Genomic DNA, 6,624 nt, shown 5'->3' with positions numbered 1-6,624 from the left:
TTTACCTTCTGTCTTGGTCATGGTGGCGTTCCTTCCAGGGAATCGGTGACGTTGAACATCACCAGCCTGCCATGACCGCCCTCTCTCAGCGAATTGCAGAACTCTCAGCACACTACCTTCCCTACTCGCAATGCGACGCGCGCTTCACGCCCTGCCTGTGATCGGTATGACTGAGATGGGGCCGCAAGCGGACGTCAGCTTCGCGGTGAAAATCCTCAGAAAGCGGCCAGCATGTAGTCGTCGCACGGCTGAAAGAGAGGCGTGACGGGCGAGGAATAGGTCTGGTTTCACCTGATCACCTACGCAGGCAGTTCGACGATCATTGAGCGGCGAGAACGCGGCCCGAGGCAGGAGCTTTGAGCGTCCGATTTTTCACGATCGACCTTCAGGCTCGTCGAGCGCATCGTCTCGACGTTACTGCCGAAACCGAGCCTCCATGCCGGCGCCCTGGGGAGGCAAGACAGCCAGCAACTGGACGGCTCGGGGATTTAGCACCGTTCACCCAGAGCTTTTTGTCGAGATGCAGGCGTATCCGCTGGCCTTCTGCGAAGGACAGCGCAAACGATTCAGGCCGAATGAGCGTGTAATTTCCTGGTCGGTCTCTATGATGCGGACGACCCTACCCATTCGCCACTGGCTCCGACTACTTCCACGCAAGGCGTGGCCCTGCGAATTGGCACCACCTTGCCCATCACATCCTCCCTACGAAACGCAATGGGAAGTCGATTTAAGACCGTCGTAGTCGGGAGTTCAATAACTAATGCTTGCTCGGAATCGGACGAGCCATCCTGGATGGGCAGTACGAAGGCTGGTTGAATGGCTAACTTGTCATGCCACCTCGGTCAGGCGAACCTTCGGGGGACCTCCCGTGATATAGCCTATGCTTCAGGTTGTTGGCATTCAGGATGGCTGCCAGCTCTTCAGCATACTCCATGTCGGGAAGGTCGACAGAAGGGTGGCCCACTATAATAGCCGGCTGCCCGGTGAACACGTCGAACACCGTCCACGTCCCATCCGGTTCCCGCCTTACCTCGTACCGCAGAGTTGCCATGAGGGGATCACATAGGTCGCCGTTTAGGGGTGGGAGTATTTGGTCCACGGTGACGCCGGGCCACCTGAAAGCACCGAGACAGTCGGCGCTTAGTAACGCGCCCGCCCACCCGACATGTCGAATACCGCGCCGGTATTGAAGTTGCTGGCGTCCGAGCACAGCCAGGCCACCATGTGGGCAACTTCTTCGACCCGGCCGAGCCGGTTCATTGGACTATCGGCGATCATTGTCTCGACAGCTGCGACCCCGAGGTTTCGGATCATGTCAGTATCGATTGGCCCAGGAGCGACGCAGTTCACGCGTATGTTTGTATTGGCAACCTCACGCCCAAGCGCCTTTGTGAAGACTACGATACCTGCGCTGGAGGCTGAATAGGCGGCAAGGTTGGCAAGTCCTTCCTTGCCCGCCAAAGAGCCCATATTGACAATGCGGCCAACACCCCATTTTCGCATGTGGGGCAAAACCAACTGCGTCACTTGCATCGTGCCGATCAGATTGGTTTCGATGATGCTTCGCCAGTCTGCAGGTTCGTGTTGGTCAAACGGGTGAAGGGTTCCTAGATAACCGGCGTTGTTAACCAGAACGTCTATACGCAGGCCACGATCGACGATCATGTTGATCGCATGGGTTACCTGATCGCGGCTGGTAATATCGACCTTCGTAGACACCACACCCTTCAGTTCGATCTGATCTCGATCCCACACGTGCACTGAAGCACCCGACGCTACAAGGCGCTCTACGATTGCCTTGCCGATACTCTTTGCTCCGCCGGTTACGACGGCTGTCTTGCCAATGAGGTCATATGATACCGGCACAAAGCCCCCATTCATGTGTGTTCACACGGGATAAGTTTAGCAGGATCGCATATTTTCGCCAGCGGCCAGATGGTCTGGGGGGCGCCGGAGCCAGCTATGACCTGATCGGTAGCGAGCTCCAGATCGTACACAGCTTCGCCTTGCGGCGCCGCCTGGCGCTTTCGTCACCTTTTCCTGTTCAGATGCCTCTTGGCAGGTCAAGGGGGCTAGACGATGTTGTTCTTTGTCCCGCTCTCCTGCGGCGACACGCCATTGCCCAGTTTGAAAGAACCAAAGAGACAATCAGGACAGGCCGGCGATATTTCGATGAAGGGCTTTCGCCATTAGGAGCGCAGGCTAATATGCGTTCTTCGCGGTCAGAGAGCCGCCTGCATGTTGGGCAGAGATGCTTTAGCACCTGATACAATCGTGCCAGCCGCGATGCCTATCCCAATTTGCCTTGGCGTCTTCCCCGACGGGCTCTGGCTAGAAGCATTCCAAACCGATCAGGATATCCGTGCCTATTGGAGAGGCTATGCCCTTGCGGGCACGGTGTGCGCCGTTTTGCTGATCATCGAGCTTGTGACAATTCACCTGCTGCTCTGACGTAGCAGCGCTGTCTTGATGGCGCTATCGCTGTAGCGGTCGGACCGCTCTAGTGCGCCTTCTCCGCCTCCATCGTTGAGCAGTCAATTTCAGCTCGAGCGGGCTGGACGAGGGGAGCGCGGGCGCATGACCGTGGTGCCTACATTCGTCGTGACCACGCAGCCCACCTCATATCGGCCGACCACCACGCTTCCGCTTGCATAAGCCTCGGCGCGAATTCGATCTTGCAGCGTTTCGGGACCGAGTTCTGAAGCTGCGATAACGCCCATCTGCTCCATGACCGGAGCCATGGTCGCTGCGAGATTGGAGATCAGATCAATGCCGCTCATACTGTCTGATCCACCTCCGGCGAGAGCACTTACCGCCTGGCCCCGGCCGGCGTTTCGTTCGATTGGAAGCACCGGCGCAATGTCGCCGCGGACTAGCGTCCGTCATCTGCCCTGCCGTATGCATTCGGGGTAATGCCACCAACTGCGGTCCATGGTATGGTCCCGAGCGCACGCAGTGGCGCCTGATAAACAATCAGGAGTGAACGGGAGTGGCGGCCATTGAGGCGCTATAAGAAGTTTATTTTGCATTGCGGAATTCACAAGACTGGAAGCTCTTATCTTCAGGCGAGCCTGGCCTCCAATCGGGATCTGTTGGCGGGGAACTCGATCCATTACCCCGACCCCCACGACCCGGCCAATGAAGCGTTCGGGCCGCAGCACAGCATAGCCGCAATCGGTTACGACGACAGCAAATCGTTTGAGCAGAACGTTGGCGCGTTCTTCGCACTCGATTCCGATTGCGAGACGTTGCTGATGTCAGGCGAGGAATTTTCGCGAGCCAGCACTCATCCATCTTTTTTTCAGGGTCTGTTGGATATTGGCGCCGAGGTGAAGGTGGTGTTCTATTTGCGGCGCTTCGATCACTTGCTTGAGAGCGTGTATGCGCAATGCGTCAAAGACTACCTGACGGGCCCCATCGAAGTCGCGGAATATCAACTTGATTTCTACGAAATCCTGCGACCGTTTGTTGAGGCGCTCGGACCTGATCGTGTTGTCGTTCGACCATACAACCCTAAATTTTGGCCCGGCGAATCGATCGGTCAGGATTTCTTCTCTGCAATTGGCTTGCCTCACCTCTGGGGCGCCATGAGGAAGCCGGCCGGCCGGATCAACGAAAGTCTGTCACGGCCGGAAACATACATGATTTCAGTTACTGAAGGCATCGCTGAAAAGCAGCGCTTGATGGACCACTTCCGAGCCCGGCCTTTCCCGGACTGCGACAGGGCCAAGTTCTTCCGGTCACCCGATTTTCGCTTTGACTTCAACCTGAGATACATCGGCTTGAACTCTGGCGTCGCCGCCCTCAATGGCGGGGTGGACATCACCGAGTTTCTCGATCTGGCCAACGTCGATGATGATCCACATTGGCAAGCGTTCGACCCGAACGACCCTCAGATAGTCGACTATCTTGAAACCTTCAGGGCCAAGCATTCGGACTTAGACGGTGGGGATGATTGGGAAGTGCGTGAAGATGGCATCGAGGGGATGCGCTTTTAGGGCGCGGATAATCGGGCGGAAACACTCACCCAACCGTAGGGTAAGGGCCGCTAGCTAAAAGCCCGCCAACCTTTCGGTGGGCGGGCCTCTACTGTCGGAACTGGAGAGTGTCATGTCGACAGCTCCGGCACTTGCGAACGGTTTGGTTAGTGGCGCCAGATCAGCAGGCAGAGCTGGCGCAGGTCACGATCATAAACGCCCCGGCTCTCGATCACGTCGATGCAGCGCTTCTTGAACCGAGTGATTTCGGCGCTCGACATAGCGTCGACAATGCGAGGTAGATCCGTATTGGTCGGATGGTCGGGGGACTCGGTTCCGACAGTGGCACCGCTCGTGCCAGTGGGGGCAGTGGTTCCGTCGTCGCCAACTGCGGCGTTCGCCGGCATGCAAAGATTTGCGAGAACGGCTCCAATCGCCATGCTTCCCACCAGGATCTCAAAAATCTTTGTCATAATTCGCATCCAGGATGGCCCCTTTTCCAAACCAAGGCCGGCGGGATTTTGCTCGCAACCAGCGGGACGGTGACAGTCGTTGAGTGATTGATTGGGTATTGATCGAAAAACGGGAACGCGATCAGATAGGCGTAGTCGGCGGTAAGATGTGCCATGCGGAAACCTCCGCTGGCGGCATCAATTATCATCCACGACATCCTCCAATATCCGGGTGAAGGTGCTGAAAGACATAGCTCATTAGAAAGCACGGATAGATGAATGAATGTCTAAAAACTCCTTTCCTATTCTTTGCAATGACAGTGTTAGGCGTCCTTAGCCGTGTTAACCGTTGATCAGCGTGAGGCGAGTTCCTGCGGTATCGCGTTCAGCTCGGCCTTTGCGGCGTTGGGATGCGCGCCTCTCGCAAAAGCGATGGCCAGTTGTGGAGCTGCTATTTGTTCTCCTCGCGGAAGTCCTGCAGCGATGCATGCCGCAGGTCATCCTCGCCACGCAAGTGCTTCACGCGGCCGATCAGCCCGGCTTGACCCATTGCGTCGCAGGCCGCTTCATGACGCCCTTGGGCGCCGTGCCTGGGTGCTCCTGGACGCGTTTCCATAGCCTCTCGCGCATTTCCCGGTTCAAGGTGACGAATGCGCTGCCGACATAGCGCCCGGTGCCGCGCTCAGCCATCAGAGCGAAAGCCGGCTTGCCCGCTTCACGCTCGACGCCGAGCAGATCGAACTCGTCAATCGCATAGCACTTGGCCTTCAGCCAGTTGGTCGACGGACCGCTTCGGTATTTGCTGTCCTTCCGCTTCGACACCATGCCTTCAAGTCCGGCCTTGTCGAGCAAGTGAAAGATGGCCTTGGCTTCCCCCGGCAAGGGCTCGCTGAACTGAATACGCCCGCCGGGCTCGATCATGCCGGCCAGGATCTCGCGCCGCTCCTCTAGCGCCATATCGCGCAGATCGTGGCCGTTAAGATGAAGCAGATCAAAGGCAACAAAATACAAGTCGTGCTGCCGGCGGGTAATGGCTTTGCGCAGCGCTGCGAAGTCCGAAAGGCCCTTGTCGTTCAGAACGACTATCTCGCCGTCGACAATGGCGCTTTCGGCACCAAGGCGCTTGGCCTCTCTCACCAGGTCGCGATATTTCGCCGTCCAGTCGTGGCCGTTGCGCGTATAAATGCGTGTGCCGTCTTCATCGATGATCATCTGCGATCGGTAGCCGTCGAACTTGACCTCGTGGGTCCAGCCTTCACCCTCGGGAGGGTTCTCCACAAGGGTCGGCATCAACGGCTCGATGAACTTCAAACGCATGCACTGATCCGCCCTCCGGCGATTCAATAAGATTAAGCTAAAATAGTTCCGAAACTGGAAATCAGCCTCTTGGGTGCAACAAACTCGTCAACTCGGCGTTGCGGGATGAGCGAAGGAGGAATCGATATGGCCGACGACAAGACCAAGCGGGATTTTCGTGATCGGGACCGTGTCTCGGCCGATGAGGATTATGAAGTTGAATATTTCGCAACAAAGACCGGCATCACACCCCAGCAGGTCAAAGAGCTGATCGCGAAGCACGGCAACCAACGCGAGACTTTGGAGCGGGTAACGCTGCGGAAACAATGACCAGGCTATCTGATCTCGGCAGACCACTAATCGGGCACCGACATCAAGGCCCGCCCGCGAGCGAACTCGCGCATTTCCTCCCTTGCCCTGTTTGCGGGCAACAGATCGATATGCGCGATTTTCGCCAGGTCGCTTATCATTCCGATCCGGATCACGATCAGCCTATCGAACTAGACGCCTAGGAACAAAAGTGCCGAAATACCACGTTGAGGAAATGGATGGCGATACCGTGACGGCTACCCACATCGTCAACGCGACAACGCCGATCAGGGCGGCGCGGGAAGCGACAGAGCGCGACATCACTCTGCGCACCACCGAGCCCATCTGGATCAGGGTTGCCGACGAAAAGCGCGGCCACATATTCGAATACAGTTTCAGCCTGTAGCTGGCGATCCAACTCGGCTAGCTGAGTTTGGATGGCATACCATGCCGTCGACTTCGATACGCAAGTTCGACTATGACCCGAACACCAGGGTTCTCTCGGTTTGGTTTGTAGCGAGCGGGAAGCATTACGAGTTTTTGGACGTACCTGCTGAGGCCGTTGCCGCGTTCAAAGCTGCCTTTGCCAA

9 protein-coding genes and 1 pseudogene are annotated in these 6,624 nt (G+C 57.1%); 5 read left to right on the top strand and 5 right to left on the bottom strand.

Annotation, left to right across the window (positions count from 1 at the left end):
• Positions 1–1,140: 1,140 nt before the first annotated feature.
• Positions 1,141–1,881: an SDR family NAD(P)-dependent oxidoreductase gene (locus NKI06_RS30530; protein WP_023673881.1), complete on the bottom strand. Its 741-nt coding sequence runs from the start codon at positions 1,879–1,881 to the stop codon at positions 1,141–1,143.
• A 357-nt stretch (positions 1,882–2,238) separates the two neighbouring features.
• Between NKI06_RS30530 and NKI06_RS30525 the strand changes: the two genes are divergently transcribed.
• Positions 2,239–2,451, top strand: a complete 213-nt coding sequence (locus NKI06_RS30525; protein WP_023695016.1) for a hypothetical protein — start codon at positions 2,239–2,241, stop codon at positions 2,449–2,451.
• Between the two features lie 89 nt (positions 2,452–2,540).
• Here the strand turns inward: NKI06_RS30525 and NKI06_RS30520 are convergent, their stop codons facing one another.
• On the bottom strand, positions 2,541–2,780 hold the full coding sequence (locus NKI06_RS30520) for a hypothetical protein (RefSeq protein ID WP_023695015.1): 240 nt from the start codon (positions 2,778–2,780) through the stop codon (positions 2,541–2,543).
• A gap of 219 nt (positions 2,781–2,999) precedes the next feature.
• Here NKI06_RS30520 and NKI06_RS30515 point away from each other — a divergent pair, with 219 nt between their 5' ends.
• Positions 3,000–3,998: a hypothetical protein gene (locus tag NKI06_RS30515; RefSeq protein ID WP_023690590.1), complete on the top strand. Its 999-nt coding sequence runs from the start codon at positions 3,000–3,002 to the stop codon at positions 3,996–3,998.
• A gap of 146 nt (positions 3,999–4,144) precedes the next feature.
• Here NKI06_RS30515 and NKI06_RS30510 read toward each other — a convergent pair whose 3' ends face one another.
• From NKI06_RS30510 to NKI06_RS30500, 3 genes and pseudogenes are all read right to left on the bottom strand, one after another.
• Positions 4,145–4,450, bottom strand: a complete 306-nt coding sequence (locus NKI06_RS30510) for a hypothetical protein (RefSeq protein WP_023673877.1) — start codon at positions 4,448–4,450, stop codon at positions 4,145–4,147.
• Positions 4,447–4,605: a hypothetical protein gene (locus NKI06_RS30505; protein WP_155929886.1), complete on the bottom strand. Its 159-nt coding sequence runs from the start codon at positions 4,603–4,605 to the stop codon at positions 4,447–4,449. Before NKI06_RS30505 ends, NKI06_RS30510 begins: the two co-directional genes overlap by 4 nt.
• Before the next feature lie 275 nt (positions 4,606–4,880).
• A pseudogene (locus NKI06_RS30500) lies at positions 4,881–5,746 on the bottom strand (ATP-dependent DNA ligase).
• A gap of 126 nt (positions 5,747–5,872) precedes the next feature.
• Here NKI06_RS30500 and NKI06_RS30495 point away from each other — a divergent pair.
• The 3 genes from NKI06_RS30495 to NKI06_RS30485 all read left to right on the top strand — a co-directional run.
• The gene (locus tag NKI06_RS30495; protein ID WP_352987908.1) at positions 5,873–6,055 is read left to right on the top strand and encodes a DUF3606 domain-containing protein; all 183 of its coding nucleotides are present in this window, start codon (positions 5,873–5,875) and stop codon (positions 6,053–6,055) included.
• 190 nt (positions 6,056–6,245) lie between these two features.
• The gene (locus NKI06_RS30490; RefSeq protein WP_023699326.1) at positions 6,246–6,440 is read left to right on the top strand and encodes a hypothetical protein; all 195 of its coding nucleotides are present in this window, start codon (positions 6,246–6,248) and stop codon (positions 6,438–6,440) included.
• A 41-nt stretch (positions 6,441–6,481) separates the two neighbouring features.
• Positions 6,482–6,624: KTSC domain-containing protein (locus NKI06_RS30485; RefSeq protein WP_352987909.1), on the top strand; the 143-nt coding region annotated here is incomplete at its 3' end.

Source organism: Mesorhizobium sp. M0772 (genome assembly GCF_040320135.1).
In the GTDB taxonomy this organism is placed as follows: Bacteria; Pseudomonadota; Alphaproteobacteria; order Rhizobiales; family Rhizobiaceae; genus Mesorhizobium.
Note: the sequence above shows the minus strand (reverse complement) of the source record. Positions and strands in the feature narration are given on the sequence as shown.